Origin of the sequence: Brevibacillus sp. BD137 (genome assembly GCF_041644655.1) — a bacterium.
GTDB lineage: Bacteria > Bacillota > Bacilli > Brevibacillales > Brevibacillaceae > Brevibacillus > Brevibacillus brevis_D.
The window spans coordinates 33253-54575 of sequence record NZ_JAOTNO010000023.1 but is presented as its reverse complement, the minus strand read 5'-3'; the positions used below and the strand labels follow the sequence as shown (position 1 = coordinate 54575).

Sequence of the window (21323 nt, the reverse complement as noted above, 5' to 3'; positions counted from 1 at the left end):
TTTAGGCACGTTTCCATTCTTGCGGATATTTGCGATTTGCGAAGGCTTTGGGATTTATTCGATTCAGCGGCAGAATGTGCCAAGTTCCATGCATATTTTGGGAAGCTCTCACGAACGCTAATGGAAGATACTTCGGAAAAGGGCGGGAGCTGTAGAAGATGGCGATGAGAGGGTGGCTGAGAAGAAAAAAGACATCTGTCAAAGACAGGATGAGCCACTCAAGTGAGCCTATCCGTGTCCGTGAGATCAGTGAGCGATTAAGTGATAACCTTGCGGAGCTGAATGCAATATTTACGCTGACACCCGATTTGGTCATTCGGACGTTTGCGTGCCAGCATATAGAGGGCATGGTTACCCTCGTCTACCTGAATGGCTTGGTTGATAAAAACTCGATTAACAACAATGTGCTTCGTCCGCTTTTGTCACAACCAGAGGGTGAGAAATCGAGTATTTTGGACCTGTTATCTGTCGGAAGGGTATCCGTTGTCTACGACTTTCGGAAAGTAGAAAGCGAAATTTTGCTTGGGAGTAGTCTTTTGTTTATTGAGGGTCGAAAAGAAGTGCTTGTGATTCAAACGAATGGATGGCCACAGCGGGCGATAGAAGACCCACAGTTGGAGGCTGCGCTAAAGGGAGGACACCAAGGGTTTGTCGAAACGGACTCGATGAACATTGCCCTCATTCGCCGTTATATTCCCACCCGCGAATTAAAAATAAAAGAAATATGGTTGGGAGAACGAGGCCTTGCAAAGCTCTCGATCATGTACTTGGCTGATGTAGCGAATCCGGAAGTATTACAGGAGCTGGAAGAACGACTCAAGATGATCAAGGTTGATTCGATTCTCAATGCATCTGAACTGGAGGAGTATATCGAGGATAATCCGTACTCACTGTTTCCGCAGTTCTTGACTTCGGAACGACCAGATACAGTCGCCTCTCATATCTTGCAAGGAAAGATTGCTGTCGTTGTCGATCGCTCTCCAAGCGTATTGATCGGTCCAGCTACTTTCGCTTCTTTTTTTCAAAGTGTTGATGATTATGGTACTCGCTGGCCAGTTGCCACATTTATTCGTTTGCTTCGATATTTAGCATTCTTAATTGCTACTTTTTTACCTGCAATCTATATCGCTTTGATTTCTTTCAATTATGAGGTCATCCCGCTGGATTTGATTTTATCGGTAGGGGAATCCCGAGAAAAGGTTCCGTTTCCTCCTTTGCTAGAAGCATTCATTATGGAGCTCACACTGGAAATGCTACGGGAATCGGGAATTCGCTTGCCGGCTCCAATTGGACAAACAGTTGGTATCGTGGGAGGTATCGTGATTGGTCAAGCAGTGGTGCAAGCAGGGATTGTGAGCAATATTATGGTGATCGTCGTTGCATTTACAGCGATCTCATCCTTTATTATTCCGAACTACGATATGGCCTCGGCCGTCAGGCTTATTCGATTTCTCATGATGATCCTCGCTGCGATGTTTGGTTTTGTCGGCATTATTGTCGGGCTGATGGCATTGATCGGCCATTTGATTACGCTGGAATCATTAGGTGTTCCTTATGGAAGTCCTCTTGCCCCTGTGCGCTTTGGGGACTGGAAAGATTTGTTTATCCGCCTGCCACTATGGAAAATGAAAGATCGTCCCTTGTCAGCCCACACGATTGAGGACCAAAGACAAGGAGATAATCGGCCGAGGGAGGACGGGTGATGAAAAAGTATACATACAACCAATTGAGCGTCCTTCAGTACATTCTCCTCATTCATGGGGCACAAGTAGGGATCGGAGTATTGACGATTCCCAGAGAATTGGCGGAGAAAGCGAGCACCGATGGGTGGATATCTCTTTTGATCGGATGGCTTGCGGCAACGCTAGTCAGTCTCGTCATCACGAACATGATGAAGCAGTACCCGGAGAAGACGATCATCGATATATTTCCATTGATCCTGGGCAAGTGGCTCGGTCGTGTCGCTATTGTTTTCATGTTCATTTATTGCGGGATTGCAGCGTTCGTTTTGCTGATAAATGCCACGGCAATCATTAATGTGTGGCTTTTGTCTCAGACGCCGGCATATGTCGTCGTATTCCTTTTTGCGCTGCCGACTTATTTTGTTCTCCAGGGAGGAGTTCGCGCCATTGGCAGGTACGCCGAGCTTGTATTCTACCTTACACTTTGGATACCTTTTGTTCTCACGACGGCTTATCGAGAGGTTCATTGGTTAAACTTGCTGCCCGTAATCAAGGAGGGCTGGCACCCGATATGGGAAGCGAGTAAAACCACGGTACTTTCCTTTCTTGGATTTGAGTTTGGATACTTCGCTTACCCTTTTCTTCAAAAAAAGCAATATGCGTCTATCGGCATTGTCATTGCGAATACAATGACGTTGCTCGTGTATATGTCTGTCGTTATCGTTTGCTTTGCTTACTTTAGCCCCGATGAAATCACGCAGTATACATGGCCTACGCTCAATTTATGGAAAGCCATTGAGTTCCGGTTTTTGGAACGTGTCGATATTCTTTTTCTCTCTACGTATATGTTTATATTGACAACGACTGCAGTGCCGTACATCTACTTCTGTGTTTTTTCATCCAGTCAGTTGTTCGGCATGAAGGATCACCGTAAGCATTTGCGTCTGTTCCTTCTTCTGGTTCCGGTAGTGCTATGGTTTTATACGCCCTCCTTTATCGATCTGAAGAAATCGACAGAAATTTGGAGCTATGCAGGCTTGGGCTTTGCTTACGCGCTTCCTTTACTGGCTTGGGGGCCGATCAGGCTATCGAAAAGAGCAGAAGGGGGGGGGAAAGCATGAAGGCATTTGCTCAGATTCTGTTATTGAGCTTGCTCGTAACCGTGTTGGCAGGTTGCAGGGATCAAATCAATTTGGAGGATGCCACTTTATCGCTCATGGTCGGAATTGATTTGAGCGAAAAAAACGAGCTTCTCTACTATATCTCAAGCCCTGTGTTCAGTCGGGAGGCAAAGGAAAAATCTGAGGAATACGGTATCCGGTCATCGACGATTAGAGAGTCGAGAATGGGCTTTGACGAGCGAGTAACAGGCTTGACCCAAGCAGGCAAAATCCAGGTGCTTGTGTTTGGGAAAAAGCTGCTGGCTCACCCGGACTGGTTTCGGTTGCTGGATGTCGTTTTTCGGGATGCAAAGTTCAGTGTCAACGCCCGCATGGCTATGCTTGATGGTCCGTTGCATGAGCTGTTTGATTATAAACCAAAGGACAAGCCTCGTCTGTCCATTCATGTAACAACGCTAATTGACACAGCCAATAAAAGAAATCTGACGGTAAAGACGAGGGCGCAGGAGCTCCATCGGCAAGTGTATGAAAAAGGGATGACACCTAGCTTGACTGAGTTGAAGAAAGAAAAGCGGGCGGTCAAGGTAACGGGGACGGCTTTGTTAAAAAATAATGGAACGTACGCAAGCACGATAGAACCCCGGGATACGATTCTTTTGCAAACGCTGCTCTATGAAAAACAAGGGGAATTATCCGTCACCATCCCGATTAAAGAGCCGAACGATCAAAATCAAATTACGAAAGACAGGATCAGCTTTTTTATCAAAGGCGTCCAAAAAAAAGTAAAAACATCCTATCAGAACGGTCGGTTTCATTTTGACGTTCATTTCAGGCTGCGAGTGTCCATATCAGAGCGAATGTTTCCGTACGACATGCAAAAGGACTACAAAAAGATGGAGCGAATGATCGGTGACGAGTTACAGAAGGAGTACATGAGACTAATCAAGAAATGCCAGGAAATCGGTGTAGACCCGTTTGGGTTCGGTCTCTATGCTCGGGCCTATGAATATAAGGAGTACAAAAAGGTAGAGGATGATTGGGCGAAGGCATTTTCCAATGCTAAAGTTGAAATCAAGCCAGACGTATCGATCAAGGGAAATGGCGTCATAAAGTGAAGGGTGAAAGACAAAACCCCCTGGCGATTAGTAAATGCCAAGGGGGTTCGTTATTAATAGATCGCTTCCCAGCCTGCAGGAGTGACAAACAGGCGAATCGCCTTGATTTTGCGGTCGTCCATCAGGGTGAAGTAGTGGCGGTAGTTCGGTGGTACGGAGATTAGATCGCCTGGCTCCAGCTCAACGTCGAAGTAGCGACCATCTTTCCCTTTGATGGCGAAAATACCGTGACCATCGACGCAGAAGCGGCACTCATCGTCGGTGTGGTGATGCTCGCCCTTGAATTTTACCAACAGCTCGTCGAGGTTAGGCGTTTTGTCAGAGAGGACGATAATGTCTGCTGTCAAGTAACCGCGACGTTGGCTGATCGCATCGATTTCCGGCTTAAAGGTGTCGAGAATCTCTTGTTTTTCCTCGTCTGTTGGGCTGTAGTTATCACGGTGCTTTGGATCAAGGCGATCCACGCCCCATTTTTCGTAAATGATCTCTTGGGTATCCAGGAAGGAGACAACTTCCTCGGGTGCGGAGATGTACTCATTGTTGTCGTGAAAACGAATTTGTGCCATCGTTTATTCCTCCTTAATTGGTGGTTGTAGTGGACACGACTGCTTGGCGCAATTGCAGCCAGCGGGCGTGATACTCGAATAGGAATTCAAAAGCTTCCAGATGGCGCTTGGCCTCGAAGTCATTGCCGCCCCACGTGTAGATACCGTGGTTACGGATGAGTACGCCGGGAACTTCTGGTGTGATTACTTTTTCAATGGCGGCAGCCAAGGTCGGAATATCGGCAAAGTTCTCAACAATCGGAACAGTAATGCGCGCGTTTTCTTCCCAGATTCCGAGTCCCTTGATCAGCTCTTGTCCTTGGATGGAAAAAGCGCGTTGTCCAAAGTACAGCTCGGAAATGAGATTATTCCATACGGTATGGACGTGGAAGCATGCCCCTGCCTTCGGGAACGTTTTGTAGACGACGGCGTGGATGAGCGTTTCCGCGGAAGGCTTGAGAGCAGTTTCATCCACTGGACGCGAGTCTTGATCCACGACCAGATAGTCTTCGGGGGACAGCTTTGTTTTGTCTTTGCCGCTTGCCGTTACGGCAAATTGCAAGGGATCGTTTTGTATTTTAATAGAGAGATTGCCACTGGTGCCGGGAAACCAGTCCCGGCGGGCAAATGTCAGCTTGGCGTCATCCAGACGGCGAAAGGCATCCAGACGTTGTTCGAGTGTTGCAATCATGAATTAGACGACCTCCTGTTGGATTTGCTGTAAAATACGAATCACATCGTGGAATGTGGCAAACTTGCTATGCGGCAATTGCAGCTCTTCTGCCTTGTCAGCAAGGAAGGAACGGGCAATCACATAATCAGCGATTTTGGCTCCAGCCAAATCAGTGATGGAGTCGCCGATGACGATGCGGAAATGGGTTGCTGGATCGTAACGGCGGATGATGGTCGTCTTGCACATGCCGCAGCCGTTCGTGCAATGTTCATCGCAAGCGTTTGGCCACGTAATGGTGATGCGCTCTCCGCTGAAATCACTGCCATTGCAGTAGATCGGTACATCGGTAAGATCGAAGGGTGCCAGGATAGGCTCCAGGAAAAAGTCGATGCCGCCACTCGTGATCAACAGCTCGATGCCTTCTTCGCGGCAATAGCTCACAAATTCAGCAAATCCCGGGCGAATGGTCGCTTCATGGACAATAAAATCAATAATGTCCTGGCGCAAGGAGGAGGGCAAGAGCTGAAACAGCTTGCCAACCCCTTCCTGAACGCTTATTTTTTGCGAAAGGATTTGCTCCGTCAAGGCTTCCCACTCAGGGGGAGCGAACTTGCGGACAATCGCTACAATGTTGTCTTTTTCGGTAATCGTTCCGTCGAAATCGCAGAACAGGACGAGCTTCTTACTCATCGCGCGCCACCCCACTTTTCCAGGGCGACCGCCAGTTCTTGTGATTCCGAGGAGGCTTCTTCCAATGTTCGGCCTGCGGTGACTGCATCAATCGCAGCAACGAATGCTTTCGCTCCTGCGGTTGCTCCACCGGGATGACCGTGGATTCCGCCTCCTGCATTGACGATTTGATCGAGTCCGAAGTCTTGATAAAGCTGTGGAACCAGCCCCGGATGAATGCCGGCAGACGGAACCGGGAAGGAACGGCGTACACCATTCAATGGATCTGTCAAATGCTTCGCGAGCTGCAACGCTTCTGTTTTGTCCAGAGCGACATTGCCATATGGGGATGGGAAGAGCACCAAATCTGCCCCAGCTACACGCATCAACGTACCGAGTAGAAGCGGGGTGGCGATGCCGTAATCAGGTGATGGATAGTAGGCGCCTGCCAATGCTGGATGCGCCATGATTGGTACGTGTAGGTCAGGATCGGCTGCCAAACGGTGCAGGGCATCGAAGCCAAAGGCCAGCACGTTGAACAAGAGGCAGTCAGCACCCGCCTCTACCGCACGCTTCGCTTTTTCGTTCAGCTCATGCACAGGTCCAGTCAGGTTGGCTGCATAGAGGACGGGCTTGCCAGTTTCAGCTTCGGTCTCCTGTGCGATCTGCTTGAACGCTTTGATCCGTTCGATAAAAGGAGCACGGTCATCTGCAAAGAAGATTTCGTCATCTTTCACGAGATCGACTCCGCCCAAGGCTTGTGCTCGGAATTGCGTCTTCAGATCGTCGAAAGGAAGACCTAGGCACGATTTGAAAATGCTCATCAAGAGCGGACGGTTATGTGCCCCTAAACGTTCGCGCAGACCATCAATGCCGAACTTCGGTCCAGGAAAAGCCTGTAGGAATGATTCAGGGAAAACGATGTCGATGAGCTTGATTTTGCCATCCATCGATAGTTTGCCGAATATTCCGGTTAACAAGGATGGAATGTCCGCTGTAAAATTGCGAGTCGGATAGCTAACGGTAATCAGACCGCGTGTTTCTCCGTTTTCCAGTGTCGTAATCGGTGTCGCGCTCACAGCTTCACCGAGATATGGCGCTAGTTCAGCTTGCTTGGCAAGCGGCAGGTCCGTCCAGGAACCGACTGTCATGCCGACAGCAATGGCTTGCGCTTTTTTGTTCAAGTCTTTTGCTTGTGTGAGATAGGTGACGAGGATACGTTGTTCACTCATGGTACGTCAAATCCTCCTTGAATTAATAAAAAAAGCCTCCCCATTGAGCGGGGAGGCGGTTGTCGACTATGAAAGCGTCTCGTCTCCTCTCATCTCTCGGGTCAGTAGCCGAAACGAGCCCAAATTGCTCGATCTCGACTCTTATCCGTTGGAATTAGCACCGTTTCGCTATCCAAGGTACGCATGATGAGCGTACGATTCATGGTATAGCGCCGGTTGCCGGGCATCATAGGGCCAGTCCCTCAGCCAGCTCGCGATAAGAGTTATTCGTTTCCCCCATGATATGACGTTCATTGTCAGGAGTCAATCCTTGTTTTTGCAGAGAATGTGCAGGAGATTATTAGAAAAATGAGACGAAGATGAAACTTTTTTACAATTCCTTCGTGGCAAGGGGTGAAAGGGTGTGAAGGGCTTGGGAAAGTGGTCTGGAGGACTCACCGGACCTACGAAAGAACTGCTGAAGCTCAAGGCAGAAAAGTCGATAACAGCAGCGTTTTTAGGGAAGGTAGACTGGTGGAATTGGGAGCGACCTGCGGCATCCGGAACACCATACAGCTATTGATAGCAAGGTGCGAATTTTTGCACAAAAGGGTGTTGACATCGTGGAAGCGTTGGTTGTATGATTCAAACTAAATCAAAAACCGAATACGTTTTGGATACCTTATCCAGAGAAGGTGGAGGGACTGGCCCGATGATACCCGGCAACCGACATGACGCCATTCAGACGCGAGAAAGCGACTGATTAACAGGCGACATGCACGGTGCTAATTCCTGCAGAAACAAAAGTGGTCTGGAAGATAAGGGGGACATCAACACGGTTCTTACACGTGACGACAGCGACCTCTTTTCTTCGGGAAAAGAGGTCTTTTTTCGTGCAACGAAGGCTTCACCAAAAAGCTTGGCGAAGCCCAGTTTTCTAATACTCTTGGGACACAAACAAAACAAGTAGAGATAGAGGAAAAATACGTAGAGGGGAGTTTTGGAATCATGGCATATCGCGCATTGACTGAACAGGAAGCAGTAGAGTACGTAAAGGGAATACCGAGTCTTTTTAGCGAAGGAGCAGAGCTGACCAGCCGAGAAATCGGGGATGGCAACCTCAATCTGGTTTTTGACATTCAAGAGCCAGCAACGGGTAAGAGCGTCATTGTTAAGCAAGCACTGCCTTTTGCCCGCGTTGTGGGGGAATCTTGGCCGCTTACGATTGATCGGGCTCGCATCGAGAGCGAGGCACTCCGGATTCAGCACAAATACGTTCCGGACTTGGTGCCACAGGTGTATCATTTCGATGGGGAACTTGCGTTGACCGTCATGGAAAACGTCGGGGACCACATCATCATGCGTAAAGGGTTGATCGAAGGAAAGCGGTATCCGCTATTCGCGAAACAAATTGGCCGTTTTCTCGCGCAAACGTTGTTCTTCACATCCGATCTGGGCGCACATCCATACGATAAAAAAACGCTAGTCGGAACATTCATAAATCCAGAATTATGCAAAATCACAGAAGATCTCGTCTTTACCGATCCGTATGAAAATGCGCCTACTAACGACTTCAACCCGTTGATCCGCCGCGAAGTCGAGGCGATCTGGAACAACAGGCCGCTGAAGCTGGAAATCGCCAAGCTGAAATACGATTTCCTTACGCGCTCGGAGGCACTGCTGCATGGTGACTTGCATACCGGAAGTATTTTCATCACGGAAAACAGCCTAAAAGCAATCGATCCAGAGTTCGCTTACTACGGCCCAATCGGCTTTGACATTGGGGCGATTATAGCCAATCTGCTGCTCAACTACGCAGGACAGCACGGTCTGCAAAAAGATCAAGGAGAACGGGAAGCGTACCGCGAATACTTACTGGAAACAGTCGAGGATGTCTGGAATGAATTCGTTTCGCAATTCGTTCAACTCTGGCACAAGCACGCCAAAGAGCGCAGCGCCCATGTCGAAGGACTGTGGCAAAGCTACGTGAAGCGCCTGATTCAGGATACAGCAGGCTATGCCGGATGCAAAATCTTGCGTCGTGTCATTGGCTTGGCAGGCGTAGCGGACCTGAATGCCATCGAAGACGACCAGACTCGCGCAGAAGCAGAGCGTCTGGCACTCACGATTGGAGAAGCGCTGATTCTCGGTCGCGGCGGCATCGAGGAATCGACAGATATCACGGACATCGTACGCACAATAACTGAACGCTACTACCAGGAGGCTACAGCAGTATGACAACCAGCACTCAATTGGCACCTGTAAAGTGGGAGAATGACGCATTGGTCTTGCTTGACCAGACGCGTCTGCCAGTAGAAACGATCTATTTGAACTTGACCACCTCCGAGCAAGTATGGGGTTCCATCCGACGCTTGGAAGTACGTGGCGCACCAGCCATTGGCATGGCGGCAGCTTACGGGCTCTACCTGGGCATTCGTGGCAGTGAAGCGAGTAACTACGACGATTTTTGGCAGGAATTGAACCAGCAGGCAGACTACCTGGGCTCGTCCCGTCCGACAGCAGTGAATCTGTTCTGGGCATTGGATCGCATTAAGGCTCGTGTTGAAAAAGCAAGCGGTGCGTCGATTGCCGAGTTGAAGGCGGCAGTACTCGATGAAGCATTGGCGATTCAAAAGGAAGACGCTGAAGTATGCCGGACCATCGGGGAGCATCTGCTCACTCTGTTGCATGACGGTATGGGAATTCTCACGCACTGTAATCCAGGGGCATTGGCTACAGCAGCGTACGGTACGGCTACTGCTCCCTTTTATTTGGCAAAGGAACGCGGTTGGAACCTGAAGGTGTACGCGGATGAAACCCGTCCTGTTCTACAAGGAGCTCGTCTTACTGCATTCGAATTGCAGCAAGCAGGGATTGATGTAACGCTGATCTGCGACAACATGGCGGCGATGGTCATGTCCCAAGGAAAAGTAGAGGCTGTCATCGTAGGGACAGACCGCGTAGCAGCGAACGGCGATGTCGCCAACAAAATCGGTACGTATGGGGTAGCGGTATTGGCAAAAGCTCACGGCATTCCTTTTTACGTGGCAGCTCCCTTGTCCTCCGTCGATTTGGACACACCGACAGGCGCAGATATTCCGATTGAAGAGCGTCCAGCCGAGGAAATTACCCATGGTTTGGGCAAACAGGTAGCTCCAGACGATATCAAGGTGTACAATCCTGCGTTCGATGTAACGCCTGCGAAGTACATTACAGCGATCGTTACGGAGACAGGCATTTTCAAGCCGGAAGAGATCGGCAATAGCAAAAAGTAAAAGACATTTTTATATGCGTTCGCCTATTGTTGCTGGCGGGCGCTTTTTGCTCATTTTGGCGTTTTCCAGTAAAATATCCAAGAAAAGGGGAGATTCGTATGCAAACGATCCAACAGATAGCCACCAATGAAGATACGTACCTGAAACAATTAGAAGTAGCTGATGCTGAGGAGTTATTTTTGCTTACGGATTCGAACCGGGAGAAACTTATGGAATGGCTGCCGTGGCTGAATTATACGAAGAAGGTAGAGGATTCTCGCCAATTCATCCAAGCGACGATTCATCAGTACAACGATAATCGCGGCATCCACTATGGTATTTGGTACCAAGGACGTCTGGCTGGCACAGTCGGCGTACATACGGTGGATTGGATCAACAAAAAGACGTCCATTGGCTATTGGCTGGGTACGCAATTTCAGGGAAAGGGCCTGATGACAGAAGCAGTGGCGACCTACTTGGACGTGTTGATCTTCGGGTCATGGGATTTGGAAAAAGTAACGATTCAGGCTGCTACGGAAAACTACAAGAGCAGATCGATCCCGGAACGATTAGGGTTTCAACTGGAAGGGATACTGCGCCGGAATGAATTCCTTTACGATCATTACGTGGATCATGCCACTTACAGCCTGCTAAAAGAGGAATGGCTTGACTGGAAAACCGATAAAAAATCTTAGATTGAACTGTATGCATTGATTGACAATGAAAATTCTGTAAATTACGATGGTGAAGACAGATCAAGAGGGCTGCGCGTGATTCGCAAGCCCTTTTTTAGTCGTGCTGTTAGGTCTAAATAAATAGAGGTGATTTACATGCAGACACTTCGGCAATTATCTTGGTTTTTTCGTGCCTATTGGAAGCGATACGTCATTGGAATCTCTGTGCTGTTTGTCATCGATGTCCTCATGCTATGGCCGCCGAAATTAATCGGGGATACGGTGGATTCGATTCGCAACAGCTCCCTGACGGACGCTGACTTGACGCAAACAGTGGTCATCTTGCTCGTATTGGGTGTGAGCTTGTATGGGTTGCGGTTTCTTTGGCGGTACTTGTTAAATGGGGGAGCCTTGATTCTGGAAAGAACGCTACGTGAGCGACTGTTTGCCCATTTGACCAGAATGACCCCGTCGTTTTTTCATCGCAAACGCAGTGGTGATCTGATGGCCGTGGCTACCAACGACATTCCTGCCATTGAACAAACGGCGAGTACAGGGGTGCTTACGCTTGTCGATGCGTTGTTCATGACCGTGTTGACGCTAGGCGTCATGGTGACCGCGATTGAGTGGAAGCTGACGCTGGCTGCGCTGATCCCGATGCCGTTTTTGGCTTGGTCAACGGCGTACTATGGAAAGTTGCTGCATGATCGCTTTTACTTGGCACAGGAAGCTTTCGGAGAGATGAATGATCATGTTCAACAATCCGTATCGGGCGTTCGGGTATTGAGAGCATTTGTTCAGGAAAAGGCCGATATTGAGGCATATCGCCGGGTCAGTGAAAAAACGTTGGAGCGAAATGTGAGCGTTTCGCGGATCGACGCCCTGTTCGAGCCGACGATCGCGATTATTATTGGCTTCAGCTTTTTGATCGGGCTGGGCTATGGCACGTATTTGGTGTTCACTAGTGCTATCTCCTTAGGAGATTTGGTTGCGTTCAATTTGTACCTGGGACTTTTAATTTGGCCGATGTTCGCTTTTGGTTGGCTGGTTAATGTGTTGCAACGCGGTGGCGCATCCCACAAACGCTTTACAGAGCTAATGGTGGAGCAGCCAGATGTGACGGAAGCAACGAATCCAGTCACGAGCCAAATCGCCAATACCGTAGAAGCACGCCATTTTTCCTTTACGTATCCGGGCACTGACAAGCCAGCACTCACCGACATCTCGTTTCGTTTGGGTGAAGGAGAGACGCTTGGGATTGTCGGGAGGACGGGAAGCGGCAAGTCGACGTTGTGCCGTGCCTTGTTGCATCAATATCAGATGAAGGAACAAGTCCTGTTTATCGGGGGCATCCCAATCGAAGGACTCGCTTTTGATACGCTGCGGGAAAAAATCGGCTACGTGCCTCAGGAGCATTTGCTGTTCTCACGGACGATTGCCGAAAATGTTGCATTCGGGAAACCACAAGCGATGACCGAGGAAGTGATGCATGCGCTGGAGCTTGCGGAGATGAAGAGAGATTTGGCCCAATTCAGAGAGGGATTGCAAACCATGGTTGGAGAGAAGGGGGTCACCCTCTCCGGGGGGCAAAAACAGCGCATTTCCATTGCACGCGCTCTCTTAATGGATGCGGGTATTCTGATTCTCGATGATTCACTATCGGCTGTGGACGCGCGGACGGAGGAGAGTATCCTTCGTCATCTGCGACAGGAGCGCGCGGATAAAACGACCATTATTACTGCTCATCGTCTGTCTGCCGTACAGCACGCACAGCTGATTCTCGTGCTGGATGAGGGGCAGATCGTCGAGCAGGGGACACATGACGAGCTGATGCAGCGCAACGGCTGGTATGCAGAGCAGTACCGTCGTCAGCAAATGGAGCAGGATGTGGCTGGTTGAGAGAGGGGGAAAACGTTTCATGAGCAAACAAAATGTATGGGGGCGTTTGACCGAGTACGCCAGGCCATTTCAAAAGCAAATACTAGGCGCATTGTTCCTGCTCTTGCTGGGAACGAGTGCAGAGCTGGCGGGGCCTTTTTTAGCCAAGGTCATGATTGATAATCACATCCTGGCGATCCAAAAGCCTTGGTATCAGCTGGACGAAGTACCACCACAAGCAGCGGGGCAAGTCGCCTCAGTGAACGGTACGAACTATATTCGTGAAGATGTCGCTGCAAAGACAGGTCTTGCTTTGGACAGGAGCAATCCAAAAGAAGTAACTGTGCTGACAGAAGGCACGACTTATTACTTGGTTTCTGGCAAGGTGAATCCGAATACGGAGAAGAAATTCACCCTGATTGCGCCAGAAAACGGCAGGGAACTCTTCGAGGTAACAACGAAGGATCAATCAGGTCAAAAGATGTCCTCCACAGGGATTCGGCTAACCGCAGAGGAAGTCAAGGCGATGTACCAAGGGGATGTTCTGCCTATTGTCTGGCTGTCCGTAGGTTATGGGGCACTGATCTTGCTCTCAGCTGGATTCAATTACGTCCAGATTTTGTGGCTACAAAAAATCGCACAGCGCATCATTCAGCAAATGCGGATGAAGCTGTTTATCCATTTGCAAAAGCTCCCGGTTGCCTTTTTTGACAAAACGCCAGTAGGTGCGCTTGTCTCCCGTGTGAGCAATGATACAGAAGCCATCCGTGAGCTGTATGTAAGTGTGCTCGCCACATTTGTACAGAACGGTCTTTATTTGATTGGAATCTTGATCGCACTCTACCTCTTACAGCCTGAGCTCGCCCTCTTCTGCTTTTTGACGGTGCCAGTGCTCGTACTGTTAGTCTACGTGTATCAAAGGTACAGCTCTCGTTACTATGCAGTGATTCGCGCGAAGCTCGGTGATATGAACACAACGATCAATGAAATGATCCAGAACATGACGATTGTGCAGGCTTTTCGTCGGGAGAAAGGTGTACAAAAAGAGTTTGCTGATGTAAACGAAGACTACTTCAAGGTGCGGATGAAAGAAATCAATCTGGAATCCTTGCTTTTGCGCCCAGCGGTAGATTTGATCTGGAAAGTTTCCTTGACCCTGATCGTCTGGTATTACGGTTCTACATCTTTCCACAGTGCGATTTCCTTCGGTGCGCTTTTTGCATTTGTCGATTATATGGGGCGTTTTTTCGAACCGATCAATATGATCATGAATCGGTTGTCGCAAATGCAGCAGGCGACTATTTCGGCGGGACGCGTCTTTGAAATTATGGATGAGCTGCCGGAGAAAAAAGAAGCTGGTGCGCAAATCGAGCGCCCGCGTGGTGAGGTTATCTTTGATAACGTTTCTTTCGCCTATCAGGGTGATGATTACGTTTTGAAAAACGTCTCCTTTACGGCGCAGCCTGGTCAAACGATTGCGCTGGTAGGGCACACCGGATCGGGAAAAAGCTCTTTGATGAATTTGCTGCTCGGGTTCTATCCGGTGACGAAAGGGAGCATTTTAATCGACGGACAAGATATGAGACAGATTGATACGCACTCGTTGCGCAGTCATGTCGGCCTCGTTTTGCAGGACCCGTTCTTGTTTACGGGAAGCATTGGATTCAATATTCGTATGTACAAGGATACGATTTCGGATGAAGAAGTGAAGCGGGCTGCAAAAGCGGTACGTGCTGACGAATTCATCTCCAAGCTGCCGGGCGCATATGACGAACCAGTCGTCGAGCGAGGCATGACACTATCCGCAGGTCAACGCCAATTGATCTCTTTTGCACGTGCATTGGCAGCTGATCCCGCGATGCTGATCTTGGATGAAGCAACGGCAAGCATTGACAGTGAAACAGAGCTAGCCATTCAGGAAGCGTTGCATGTACTATCAAAAGGTAGGACGACATTCATCATTGCACATCGCTTGTCGACGATTCAACACGCGGACCAGATTCTTGTCTTGTCCCGAGGAGAAATCATGGAACGAGGTACCCATGATGAACTCATGGCGCAAAATGGTCTTTATCAAAAAATGTATCAGCTTCAGCAGGGGAGTGCTTCCGTAGAGAGTGCTTAATAGGAGGCTAGGGAGGAGAAACAACACCATGTCACAGTCACGATACACCTTTTGGGTGTTGATTTTGGCTGTCGGTATTGCGGGGGTAAGCCAAGGCTTGACGATCCCGATGCTGACGGTTTTATTGGAAAAACAAGGGGTTTCATCCATGATGAACGGGCTCAATGCTGCTGCCTTGTATATTGGGATGGTCATGGTCAATCCATTTTTAGAAATCCCACTGCGGCGCATTGGATACCGGGCCACGATATTATGGGGATTGCTGTTAGTGACGATTGCAACAGCACTCATCCCGATGTTCAGTCATTTGGCAGTCTGGTTCGTATTACGTTTATTGATGGGTGTGGGCGATAGCGGTTTACATTACGCAAGCCAAATGTGGGTGACCAAGATCGCAGCTCCCGAGAATCGTGGACGTGATCTTTCCATTTACGGGTTGGCTTATGGAGTGGGCTTTAGTGTTGGTCCACTAGGCTTAAGCGTGCTGCATTTGGGGATTTGGGTACCTTTTGGCGGCTTGCTCGTTCTGTATCTGATTGCCTTCTTATTATTATCCCGGATCAAAAATGAATTCCCCGCACAGATTGAACAAACGGAAAAGAAGCAAAACAAATATGCATTTGTATTGCGACTTGCCTGGCTGGCGCTGATTCCTTCGTTTTTGTACGGATTCATGGAGACGTCACTCAACGGCAGTTTTCCCGTTTACGCCTTGCGTACCGGCTTGTCCGTTGAATGGGTTTCCTTGATCCTTCCGTCGTTTGTCGTGGGAAGTATTATCTTGCAGATGCCGCTGGGGGCATTGAGTGACCGAGTCGGACGCAAGCAGGTCATGCTCGTGTGTGCGCTTGTAGGGGGATTGGCTTTCTTCCTGTTCCCGTTTGCAGGCGAAAACGTATGGCTGATGATGCTGTTGTTGGCCATAGCAGGAGCGGCTGTCGGTTCCTTTTACTCGCTGGGCTTGGCTTTTTCGGCAGATATATTACCAGCCTCGATGGTTCCTACCGCAGGAATTATCGCGGGCGTCAATTTTGGTGTCGCCAGTATTTTGGCTCCGAATGTGAATGGTCTGCTGATGGACGTGTGGGAGCCGTGGACGATCTTTTGGCTGATGGGATCGCTGCTCATTGTTTTCGCGGCAGCTTGCCTGTTTTTCAAGCAAAAAGCAACCCAGGAACAGACGTATTCAATGCCGTTGCAAAAACAGGGGTAAAAACAATGTGGATAAGCTTCGCCAAGTTTTTGGCGAGGCTTTTATTTTTTGCCCAAAAAAGCATAAACGGGCATCAAGGAGGGAAGCGTATGAATAGTAAGTAGAACAGCATGATTGGAAGGGGTTACCCAATGCTGACACCTTGCATTTTCAGAAGAGGCATTGCCTGGATCTTATTTTTCGTGCTCAGTCTGGTAATCATCCCGTTTTTCTCAGATGACGGTCAGGCTCCGAAACCGTCTGCACCTGCACCTGCTACTACAAATGTAACTTCGCAGCCATAGCAACTGACAAAGAGGCTACAAAAAAGACCGTTGATCTGAGAAAGGTACAGTCACTCACAAAAGATGAGGGGGACTGTACCTTTTTCTTTACAAAAAATGCGATTGAGCTTATTTGTTATTTGGTATTCGATAAGCCTTTTTTCAAAAACTCCTATAGATTGAAGAGCATGCAGGTGCACATATTTACGAATTTTCACATACGCCTATGATCTCTTTAGGTATTGACTCAAAAACCAACACTTCTGGTTTTAGATAAGGTTTTTTTAACAAGTACTCTTCAAGTGTCATCATACTATTCCAATACAATTTGATCCAATGCTCAAGAGATTCACCAGTATCAAAATCCAACGCATCTTCAAAGGTGAATTTATTATCTTCATAGAATGATTGGTCATATATATTCATTGTAATATTCCCATCAAAAACTAGAATTTTATCAGTAAAGATAGGAAAGTAAAACGATTTCGGCTTGTGAGGCTCTAAGTTTACTCCTATAGCTGTCTGAAAGTTCACCCAGATAGGAGTATTAAGAGGTTTTAACATATCAGCTATCTGAGATTTAATCTCCCCACCATTCCCATACCAGTTATTAGATTTTGTTGAATAGTCTATCCCTCGACCCATAATTTCTTCGATTGAAACATGGTGATCATGATCTTCAGGCAATATTGCATGATATAGAAACATAGCCATTTGTGTACCTGCTTTCTATTCTTTATTTCTAGGAACATGAGGAAAATGGGAACTGTTTTTCGGATTATCTAAATTTTCGAAGACCCTGTGACTTCCTGTCGGTGTGTCAGGTGTACTTATATTTCCGTCAAATTCCTTATAATATTTCGTTATTTTATTTGGATTTGGATTATTAGGATTGGGCCAATTTGTATAAGCTTTATCTGGATTGGTCGTGGTTTCCCTTCTCAATTCTTTTACATCAACATCCTGACCATACTGGGATCTATTCTTTGTGGAAGGTTTACTAGGATCGTATATATGTTTTTTCGCATGCTCATTTACAAAATTATTTGGATCGCTCCCCCCACCGGTTTTTGTAGGAACTGGAGGTTTACCCGTTGCCTTTTTTCCCTTTCTTAAAGCACTCACTAAATCCTTAATGGATTTACTTCTTCCCAAAGTCAGAGCTTGCATGGCAAGCCCGCTGATTGCAAGCGCATCCTCAAGGTTGATATCCTCATCCTGCAACGTATCTAAATCTTCCTGTATTGGTTCTATGAAGCCTTCTTGGACAAACAGATTGACGCCCTTGGGCAAATCCTCAGCCGCCTTCTGCAAACCTTTCGGAAAACCATTTGCGGCTTTCTCCAAAGCGCCCGGCAGCTCACTTGTAGCCTTTTGCATCGCAGCAGGAACGTCTCCCAACTTGGAAATTCCTTTTACGAAGTTATCCCACATGGTTGGCTTTTCCTGTGGCTTCTCGCAAGCTGGTCCTTGTCCAAAACCGGATTCTGTCGGCCCACTTTGTACTAGCGACTGAACTCCTAGCGTTACCCCACCCAAATCTTGCCCGTCATCTTCAATCTTGATCAGTCCACAATGGAAGCACATATTGGTTGATTTGTTCAATAATGCCGGATAATCCCCGACCATCTTGTCCGCTTTGCCATCGATCCATGGCATTGTCGTCAGAGGTGTGCACGGCATAGGTGTAAGTACACCATTGTTGGATGCTGTGGCAGAAGCGACTGTGGGGTTTTTCAAGCTACTGCAATTTCCAAAGGGCATGACGTTTATGTTGGGGATAAAATCCATGATATTCATTTGGGGCTTCCCTTTTACAAAAACACCATGACTGAACGGCATTTTTAACCGACTTACCTTACTGCCGTTGCTACATGATAGAATGGCACCAACAACCACGTAACTCTTGCGTTCCGCATTCGATTTTTGGACGGTGATATCTTCAATATTGGGCATGCAGTCTCCTCCTCTCAGGCAGATTCCTATACAGATGGAAGATGCTTGTGTTGAAAGATGAATGACTGATATCCAATCTATATAAATAAAGGGAAAAATGCCCATACGCTGAGATATCGGATGTGAAGTGGTCACAAATGATAGGTAGAAAGTCTTGAGTGTAATAAGCACCTATAGGTACTTGGATATAATTTTGATGGAACATACAAAAAACGACCCTATCCCAAAAATGTGAGAACAGGGTCGTCTTTTGAATCAGTTACGCAAAACTTACCGAGTAACAAAATTTTGCGTGAAATAAGGGCGGCCATCTTTCATAACGATGCCGACACCGAGCTGCTTGAATTTTGGATTGAGCAAGTTTTGACGATGGCCTGCGGAGTTCATCCAGCTCATATGGGCTTCGACTCCATCTAGCTGTCCGTAGGCAATATTTTCTCCAGCTGAGCTGTAACGAATGCCAGCTTGCTTCAAACGATCAAACGGACTTCCCGTCGAAGGGGAGGTATGGTTGAAAAAGTTATGCTGGCCCATGTCTTGGCTGTGTGCTCTAGCTACTGCTGCCACTTGTTCATCCCAAGTGATAACAGGCAGTTTGGCACGTTGTCTCGCCACGTTGAGCAAGTCCAAATTTTGTTTCTCGTATGCGAGCGTTGCCTGCTTCATCTGTACGTCTGTCAGTTTCGGCAGTTCCGGTAATGTCGTATAGGAAATGGGATACATCAAGCCAATCGCAATAGTGGCAAAATGCTCAGGAGTAGAGATGCGTACCCCTGCGACTTTGTTTCCACCCAGCTGATCGATAGAGAAGGTGATTGCTTGATTGTTTTGGATATAGGTGGGATGAGCAAGGGTATTCTTTTGGATACGCAAACTCGGCATGATCGTCAGCGTGTCTTGCGGGGCACCCCAGCTATTTTGTAGGTCTTTAGTAGTAGATCCAATCGTGATGCCTTTCAAATTCAGCTTGGCTCCATTGGTAAACAACGTCACAACTTTGCCGTTTTGCATACCGACTTGAATGTAGTTGTTCAAATCTTGATTGTAAATCCACCATTCCACACCCGTATGACTAGGATCAATGCGGGCAGGCTTGCCTAATGTTTGTTCGACCTGCGCTGTGCTCATTCCTAGTTGAAGATTATAGACGTTATTCGTTTTAACGGCTGCTGCTTGAGGGGCAGCCGTTGCAGCTGAAACAGGAAGGACAGGGGCAACGTGGCCGAGCAGAGCCAGCGAAAGGCTCAGGGCGAGGATGCTGGTTACTTTGTGTTTACGCATGTATCTTCCTCCTCGGTTGAGATAGAATCTGCCTTGTTGGTAATGGTATCGGCAGGAAGCATCTACAAAAATAGGGACCAAGGAAGCAAAAATAAAACCCCCGCTATAGAGCGGAGGTTACGGGCGACGATCCCGGATGACATACGTTTTGGCGATCAAATCATGCCAGCCTTGCTTGCGTGGATGCCAGGCAACCCATAGATAGCCCAGTCCGAACACAAGTGAAGCAACGAATTTGCCGATGACTTCTCGTAAAAATACTTGTCCGCCTGTCAGATTGCCTCGCACCTGCTTGGCACTGATGACACGGATGCCTGTGATCAGCTTTCCCAAGGTTTGTCCGGTCCACCAAGTCAACAAGATCATATAGAGGAGATCAAACAAAACCTCTACCAAATCGATGAAGTGAAAAGAGGCGTAAGGAACAGAAAAAACACGCCGTAACGGATTGAAAACGAGGTAGCTAATCCCGATCAAGAACATCGAATCAAGGAGCGAGGCTACGACACGAATCCAGAAGCCTGCATACGAATGCTGTGGATGGGCTTCATGATAGGGCTCATGGGATATAGGATCATGTGCTTTTTCATCGTCGGGAAGCTGGTTCATGAGAAGCCACTCCTTTCCTTTTTAACAGGCTAAGGCATGAACTGATACAGGAGGCGAGGTGAGCTTTGGCGGTCCCATATTCGATTGAGACCAAGCGGATCAGGATTCGACCAGTACTGCTTCATGCTGAATAACAGCTTGCTGATGGAGAGCTGGTCTGCATAGCGGATGACCATGGCTTCTTTTTCTCCAGACAAAGAGAGCGCGTAGCGTGTCGCTTCCTCCAAATCGCCGAATTCATCGATGAGTCCCAGGCGTTTTGCTTGCTCACCGGAATAGACACGGCCGTCAGCGATTTCCAGTACGCGTTGACGGGAGAGGTTGCGGCCCTTGACGATGACATCGACGAAATTGTTGTAGCTTTCGTTGACGAGTGTTTGGAAAATGTGTCGTTCTGGGTCCGTCAGTGGCCGAGATGGACTGCCGATGTCTTTGAAGCGTCCGCTTTTGATCGCGTATTGATGCACACCCAGCTTGTTCGCAGCTTCACTATAGTTAAACAGATTGAAAATCACGCCCAGACTGCCAGTTAGTGTGTTGGGATTGGCAAAAATCGCATCGCCTGTCGTGGCCAGGTAATAGCCGCCAGAGGCTGCTGTGGAACCCATGCTGACAACGATGGGAAGATTACGAACCTGCTTGAGCCGTAGCAAGCGTCTGTGTAATTCATCAGTGGCGACCACCTCTCCACCTGGACTATCAATGCGAAGGACCACGGCTTTCACCAGCTCATCCTCTTCAATTCGGCGTAGCTGTTCAGTCAATAGCTCCGTCATCGAAGGCACCCCAGCGCTATTCTGTTGCCCCGAAATAGTGCCGTTCACAAACAGCTGCACAATTTTGCTGTTGCCATAACCGGATACCACATTTTCTTCCCAAGCGAACCCAGGATGGTCGACGAGATCTGTATAAGTCCCGTAAATACCTTCCACCAGAAGCCCCAATAGAAAAACGGCCAGTACGATTACAAGAGCGACCCATTTTTTTCGATGCATGAAAACCACCTCACACTTAGCATGAGCCGTCGGGAGCATAGTTACGCATGCGACAAGCA

At 48.2% G+C, this 21323-nt stretch carries 19 protein-coding genes and 2 riboswitches; of the genes, 10 read left to right on the top strand and 9 right to left on the bottom strand.

Annotation, left to right across the window (positions count from 1 at the left end; all coding sequences use genetic code 11):
* Positions 1-158: 158 nt before the first annotated feature.
* Genes ODZ53_RS28470 through ODZ53_RS28460 form a run of 3 tightly spaced genes read left to right on the top strand, consistent with a single transcriptional unit; the run spans position 159 to position 3918 of the window.
* Positions 159-1703, top strand: a complete 1545-nt coding sequence (locus ODZ53_RS28470) for a spore germination protein (protein ID WP_372681701.1) — start codon at positions 159-161, stop codon at positions 1701-1703.
* Positions 1703-2803, top strand: coding sequence for a GerAB/ArcD/ProY family transporter (locus ODZ53_RS28465; RefSeq protein ID WP_372681699.1), 1101 nt, complete (start codon positions 1703-1705; stop codon positions 2801-2803). The genes ODZ53_RS28470 and ODZ53_RS28465 overlap by 1 nt, the downstream gene beginning before the upstream one ends.
* Complete coding sequence (locus ODZ53_RS28460; protein ID WP_372681697.1) at positions 2800-3918, top strand: Ger(x)C family spore germination protein; 1119 nt, start codon at positions 2800-2802, stop codon at positions 3916-3918. The genes ODZ53_RS28465 and ODZ53_RS28460 overlap by 4 nt, the downstream gene beginning before the upstream one ends.
* 53 nt (positions 3919-3971) lie before the next feature.
* Here the strand turns inward: ODZ53_RS28460 and ODZ53_RS28455 are convergent, their stop codons facing one another.
* The 4 genes from ODZ53_RS28455 to ODZ53_RS28440 are packed head-to-tail and all read right to left on the bottom strand — an operon-like array spanning position 3972 to position 7037.
* On the bottom strand, positions 3972-4484 hold the full coding sequence (locus ODZ53_RS28455; protein WP_015893125.1) for a 1,2-dihydroxy-3-keto-5-methylthiopentene dioxygenase: 513 nt from the start codon (positions 4482-4484) through the stop codon (positions 3972-3974).
* A gap of 13 nt (positions 4485-4497) precedes the next feature.
* Positions 4498-5154, bottom strand: coding sequence for a methylthioribulose 1-phosphate dehydratase (locus ODZ53_RS28450; RefSeq protein WP_372681695.1), 657 nt, complete (start codon positions 5152-5154; stop codon positions 4498-4500).
* A gap of 3 nt (positions 5155-5157) precedes the next feature.
* Positions 5158-5826 carry a 2-hydroxy-3-keto-5-methylthiopentenyl-1-phosphate phosphatase gene (locus ODZ53_RS28445; protein WP_372681693.1) on the bottom strand — a complete coding sequence of 223 codons (669 nt, stop codon included), beginning with the start codon at positions 5824-5826 and terminating at the stop codon, positions 5158-5160.
* Positions 5823-7037 carry a 2,3-diketo-5-methylthiopentyl-1-phosphate enolase gene (locus tag ODZ53_RS28440; RefSeq protein ID WP_372681691.1) on the bottom strand — a complete coding sequence of 405 codons (1215 nt, stop codon included), beginning with the start codon at positions 7035-7037 and terminating at the stop codon, positions 5823-5825. Before ODZ53_RS28440 ends, ODZ53_RS28445 begins: the two co-directional genes overlap by 4 nt.
* A gap of 86 nt (positions 7038-7123) precedes the next feature.
* Positions 7124-7300, bottom strand: a riboswitch (SAM riboswitch).
* Positions 7301-7440: 140 nt separating this feature from the next.
* On the opposite strand from ODZ53_RS28440, the gene ODZ53_RS28435 reads away from it, so the two are divergent.
* The 7 genes from ODZ53_RS28435 to ODZ53_RS28405 all read left to right on the top strand — a co-directional run bounded on the left by ODZ53_RS28435 (position 7441) and on the right by ODZ53_RS28405 (position 16160).
* The gene (locus ODZ53_RS28435; RefSeq protein ID WP_372681689.1) at positions 7441-7599 is read left to right on the top strand and encodes a hypothetical protein; all 159 of its coding nucleotides are present in this window, start codon (positions 7441-7443) and stop codon (positions 7597-7599) included.
* 96 nt (positions 7600-7695) lie between these two features.
* Positions 7696-7841, top strand: a riboswitch (SAM riboswitch).
* Between the two features lie 183 nt (positions 7842-8024).
* On the top strand, positions 8025-9254 hold the full coding sequence (gene mtnK, locus ODZ53_RS28430) for an S-methyl-5-thioribose kinase (RefSeq protein WP_372681687.1): 1230 nt from the start codon (positions 8025-8027) through the stop codon (positions 9252-9254).
* Positions 9251-10291 carry an S-methyl-5-thioribose-1-phosphate isomerase gene (gene mtnA, locus ODZ53_RS28425; protein ID WP_064201524.1) on the top strand — a complete coding sequence of 347 codons (1041 nt, stop codon included), beginning with the start codon at positions 9251-9253 and terminating at the stop codon, positions 10289-10291. The genes mtnK and mtnA overlap by 4 nt, the downstream gene beginning before the upstream one ends.
* A gap of 98 nt (positions 10292-10389) precedes the next feature.
* Positions 10390-10965 carry a GNAT family N-acetyltransferase gene (locus ODZ53_RS28420; protein ID WP_372681684.1) on the top strand — a complete coding sequence of 192 codons (576 nt, stop codon included), beginning with the start codon at positions 10390-10392 and terminating at the stop codon, positions 10963-10965.
* Between the two features lie 135 nt (positions 10966-11100).
* A complete protein-coding gene (locus ODZ53_RS28415) occupies positions 11101-12843 on the top strand; it encodes an ABC transporter ATP-binding protein (RefSeq protein ID WP_372681682.1) in 1743 nt (580 codons plus the stop codon).
* A gap of 19 nt (positions 12844-12862) precedes the next feature.
* The gene (locus ODZ53_RS28410) at positions 12863-14947 is read left to right on the top strand and encodes an ABC transporter ATP-binding protein (RefSeq protein ID WP_372681680.1); all 2085 of its coding nucleotides are present in this window, start codon (positions 12863-12865) and stop codon (positions 14945-14947) included.
* 28 nt (positions 14948-14975) lie between these two features.
* The gene (locus ODZ53_RS28405) at positions 14976-16160 is read left to right on the top strand and encodes an MFS transporter (protein WP_372681678.1); all 1185 of its coding nucleotides are present in this window, start codon (positions 14976-14978) and stop codon (positions 16158-16160) included.
* 467 nt (positions 16161-16627) lie between these two features.
* Here the strand turns inward: ODZ53_RS28405 and ODZ53_RS28400 are convergent, their stop codons facing one another.
* From ODZ53_RS28400 to sppA, 5 genes are all read right to left on the bottom strand, one after another.
* Positions 16628-17137, bottom strand: coding sequence for a DNA polymerase III (locus ODZ53_RS28400; protein WP_372681676.1), 510 nt, complete (start codon positions 17135-17137; stop codon positions 16628-16630).
* Between the two features lie 15 nt (positions 17138-17152).
* Complete coding sequence (locus tag ODZ53_RS28395) at positions 17153-18379, bottom strand: DUF4280 domain-containing protein (RefSeq protein WP_372681674.1); 1227 nt, start codon at positions 18377-18379, stop codon at positions 17153-17155.
* Between the two features lie 270 nt (positions 18380-18649).
* Positions 18650-19660, bottom strand: coding sequence for a CAP domain-containing protein (locus tag ODZ53_RS28390; protein ID WP_372681672.1), 1011 nt, complete (start codon positions 19658-19660; stop codon positions 18650-18652).
* Positions 19661-19777: 117 nt separating this feature from the next.
* Positions 19778-20269 (bottom strand): RDD family protein, encoded by a 492-nt coding sequence (locus tag ODZ53_RS28385; RefSeq protein WP_372681670.1) that lies wholly within the window; start codon positions 20267-20269, stop codon positions 19778-19780.
* A 29-nt stretch (positions 20270-20298) separates the two neighbouring features.
* On the bottom strand, positions 20299-21264 hold the full coding sequence (gene sppA / locus ODZ53_RS28380; protein WP_064201516.1) for a signal peptide peptidase SppA: 966 nt from the start codon (positions 21262-21264) through the stop codon (positions 20299-20301).
* Positions 21265-21323: the final 59 nt, after the last annotated feature.

Excerpts from the sequence above, each read along its gene's own strand:
- ODZ53_RS28405 (WP_372681678.1), top strand. The coding sequence starts at position 14,976 with ATGTCACAGTCACGATACACCTTTTGGGTGTTGATTTTGGCTGTCGGT.
- ODZ53_RS28415 (WP_372681682.1), top strand. The coding sequence starts at position 11,101 with ATGCAGACACTTCGGCAATTATCTTGGTTTTTTCGTGCCTATTGGAAG.
- ODZ53_RS28400 (WP_372681676.1), bottom strand. The coding sequence starts at position 17,137 with ATGGCTATGTTTCTATATCATGCAATATTGCCTGAAGATCATGATCAC.
- mtnA (WP_064201524.1), top strand. The coding sequence starts at position 9,251 with ATGACAACCAGCACTCAATTGGCACCTGTAAAGTGGGAGAATGACGCA.
- ODZ53_RS28470 (WP_372681701.1), top strand. The coding sequence starts at position 159 with ATGGCGATGAGAGGGTGGCTGAGAAGAAAAAAGACATCTGTCAAAGAC.
- ODZ53_RS28455 (WP_015893125.1), bottom strand. The coding sequence starts at position 4,484 with ATGGCACAAATTCGTTTTCACGACAACAATGAGTACATCTCCGCACCC.
- ODZ53_RS28465 (WP_372681699.1), top strand. The coding sequence starts at position 1,703 with ATGAAAAAGTATACATACAACCAATTGAGCGTCCTTCAGTACATTCTC.
- ODZ53_RS28390 (WP_372681672.1), bottom strand. The coding sequence starts at position 19,660 with ATGCGTAAACACAAAGTAACCAGCATCCTCGCCCTGAGCCTTTCGCTG.
- ODZ53_RS28440 (WP_372681691.1), bottom strand. The coding sequence starts at position 7,037 with ATGAGTGAACAACGTATCCTCGTCACCTATCTCACACAAGCAAAAGAC.
- ODZ53_RS28385 (WP_372681670.1), bottom strand. The coding sequence starts at position 20,269 with ATGAACCAGCTTCCCGACGATGAAAAAGCACATGATCCTATATCCCAT.
- ODZ53_RS28420 (WP_372681684.1), top strand. The coding sequence starts at position 10,390 with ATGCAAACGATCCAACAGATAGCCACCAATGAAGATACGTACCTGAAA.
- mtnK (WP_372681687.1), top strand. The coding sequence starts at position 8,025 with ATGGCATATCGCGCATTGACTGAACAGGAAGCAGTAGAGTACGTAAAG.
- ODZ53_RS28450 (WP_372681695.1), bottom strand. The coding sequence starts at position 5,154 with ATGATTGCAACACTCGAACAACGTCTGGATGCCTTTCGCCGTCTGGAT.
- ODZ53_RS28395 (WP_372681674.1), bottom strand. The coding sequence starts at position 18,379 with ATGCCCAATATTGAAGATATCACCGTCCAAAAATCGAATGCGGAACGC.
- sppA (WP_064201516.1), bottom strand. The coding sequence starts at position 21,264 with ATGCATCGAAAAAAATGGGTCGCTCTTGTAATCGTACTGGCCGTTTTT.
- ODZ53_RS28445 (WP_372681693.1), bottom strand. The coding sequence starts at position 5,826 with ATGAGTAAGAAGCTCGTCCTGTTCTGCGATTTCGACGGAACGATTACC.
- ODZ53_RS28460 (WP_372681697.1), top strand. The coding sequence starts at position 2,800 with ATGAAGGCATTTGCTCAGATTCTGTTATTGAGCTTGCTCGTAACCGTG.
- ODZ53_RS28410 (WP_372681680.1), top strand. The coding sequence starts at position 12,863 with ATGAGCAAACAAAATGTATGGGGGCGTTTGACCGAGTACGCCAGGCCA.